Source organism: Streptomyces sp. NPDC089915, assembly GCF_040684675.1.
Classification (GTDB): Bacteria; Actinomycetota; Actinomycetes; order Streptomycetales; family Streptomycetaceae; genus Streptomyces.
This window is the reverse complement of sequence record NZ_JBFBGN010000305.1, coordinates 1-2,375: the sequence shown is the minus strand read 5'-3', so window position 1 is coordinate 2,375 and position 2,375 is coordinate 1. Positions and strand designations below refer to the sequence as shown.

At 73.5% G+C, this 2,375-nt stretch carries 2 protein-coding genes and 1 pseudogene; all 3 read left to right on the top strand.

Annotated elements, in window-relative coordinates:
- Nucleotides 1-676 (top strand): hypothetical protein (locus tag AB0O29_RS35165; protein WP_365160307.1); only part of this gene is annotated, 676 nt, incomplete at its 5' end.
- A gap of 171 nt (nt 677-847) precedes the next feature.
- A complete protein-coding gene (locus AB0O29_RS35160) occupies nt 848-2,122 on the top strand; it encodes a DUF4241 domain-containing protein (RefSeq protein ID WP_365160304.1) in 1,275 nt (424 codons plus the stop codon).
- Nucleotides 2,115-2,375: pseudogene (locus AB0O29_RS35155) on the top strand (hypothetical protein); the annotation flags it as partial. The gene AB0O29_RS35160 and the pseudogene AB0O29_RS35155, both read left to right, overlap by 8 nt.

The following is a 2,375-nucleotide window of genomic DNA, read 5'->3' as shown; positions in this document are numbered from 1 at the left end:
CGGCAGTGGACGGATCCCCAAGACGCCGGGCCGGCGGAAGACCGCCGGCAAGGGGCGGCGCGGCAACAGCCGAACCGCCGCGTTGTCACCCCGGCTGGTGACGCGCCTGAGCGTGACGACGGCCATCGCCACCCCGTGCGCCCTGTTCGGCCTGGCGGTTCTCGCGAGCAATCCGGACTACGGCCTGCTCGGCGGGATCACGGGTTTCGTCGTGCTCGTCGCCGGCCTCGGGGTGATGGCCGGGCTGCGGCCCACCTGGTGGGTGATCGGCCCGGCCCTCGTGCTGGAGGTCGTCCTGCTGGTCGCGTCCAGGCCTGCGATCCGGGCCGAGGTGATGGTCCTGCGCGGAGTGCGGACCCCGATGGTGGTGACCGCCGCCCACAGCTCCAAGGACAAGGCCGGGCACGTCAGCTGGAAGTGCGACCTGCGCCGCACGGACGGCCTGCCCCTGCCGCACGCCGCCCTGGAGGGGTACGAGGGCTGCTTCGGCCCTTCCGACGTCGGCCGGACCCAAGACGTCCTGGTGGACCCGGCCGGCTGGGTACCCCCGCAAGCACCCCAAGTGGACCGTGCGGCCCTCCACGAGGAGATCGTCATGACCGGCACGGCAGCGGTGCTCTTCGCGGCACTGTCCGTCACCGCAGGCCGGCTCTACCTGCGGGACGCCGACCGCTGAGAGCGTCGGTCGCCGCGCTGATGCCGCGCTGGAAGGTCCCCGTCCCCTCGCTCGAGCGGTAGCCGTCGTGGCGGGCGTGGGCGCCCCGCCGCCCGCTCCCGTGCGACCGCTGTCACAGCCTGCGGCTACCTTGCTCAGGAACACGCAAGGGCGCGGGAACAGGGAGTGGTCATGGTCGTCGAGGTGGGGTACGCGCAGGCGTGGGACCCGGAGTCCCGCGCGGCCTGGCGGCCCCTGTCCACCGGGGAGGCGCGGGAGCGGGACGCGGCCGGGCTGCCGTACGTGGTGGTGTACCGGACGGCGGGCCGGGAGGTGCCGCTGGAGGTCCGGCTCGTCTCCTGGCGGGACCATCACGTCGGGCTGTGGGTGTACGACGGCCAGGGCCGCCGTACCCACGACCTGGACCTGAGGCTGCTGGACGACCCGGCGCGGCTGTTCCACCGGTACTCCGTCGGCTGGAACTACCCGGACCCGGAGACGGCGGAGTTCGACCCGAAGACCCCGCGCGTCATCCTGGACCTGTTCCCGGACGGGAGGGGGCGGAGGGTGGAGGCGCCCCGGGGCTACGCCACCTCGGCCGGCCTCCGGGAGGACGAGCGCTGGACGGACCGGCCCGCCTTCGGGGAGTGGCCGCTGTTCTCGGCGCAGCTGCACGGGTTTACGGACCCGCCGGTCTTCGAGGCGGCCGAGGTCCTCGACGCCGACGGCGGGGAAGAGCCCGCCTCCCGCTGGCGGCCGCCGCGCCCCGTGCAACCGGGCCGGATCGGGGAGCTGTTCCGGCCCGGGGTGCGGGTCACCGGCGGGTACCACCCCGAGCAGACGGTCGTGGAGCCGCGCCGGGTCGGCGCCGTGCGCGTCCCCAGTGGGTTGCTGGCCGTCTCGGGCCTGTTCATTACCCACAAGAACGGGCCGCACATCACGGTCCCCGTCCCGCCCGGGGAGTACGTGCTCGACGAGGCGCGGGTCGCGTTCAGCTACCACTGCGAGTGGAGCAATGCCGAGGTCGAGGCCACGGATCCCACGGCCGTCCGCCTGCTCCTCAGCGAGACCCCCGCCGCGTCCTGGGAGATGGCCCTCGGGGCGGAGGACGACCCCCGCATCTTCATCGAGAACCAGATAGCCGGATTCGTCACGGACGGCGCCACCGGCTGCTTCGCCGATGCCGGGTCCTTCGCGTCGCTCCTCTCGCTCTTCGAACGGGGGCTGATCGACGGGGAGCCGGACCTCGACGGATACGAGGACCTGTCCGACGGGTCGATGTTCATCCACCGCACCCGGGACACGGCCACCGGCGGCGAGCTGATGGCCTTCGCGACGACCGGGGACGGTACCTACCCCGTGTGGCTGGGGCGTTCCGAGGCCGGCGAGCTGGTCAGCGTCGTGGTGCTGATCGAGGGGATGCCCGAGATCCTGCCCGGGCGGGAAGGTGACGCCGCCGATGTCTGACACGGTGTACGTGACGTACGAGGAGTCCTGGCACGCGGGTTCCCGCACCGGCGGGCGAGGGCTGTCCCCCGACGAGGCGCGGTCGCGGGACGCGGAGGGGCTGCCGTACGCGGTGGTGTACCGCGTTCCGGGGCGCGAAGTGCCGCTCGGGGTAAGGATGGTGGCGTGGCGGGCCGGAGTCGTCGACGCCTGGGCGTACGACGAGCAGGGCCGCCGGACCGCCGAGGCGGAGCTCCGGATGCGCGCCGACGTG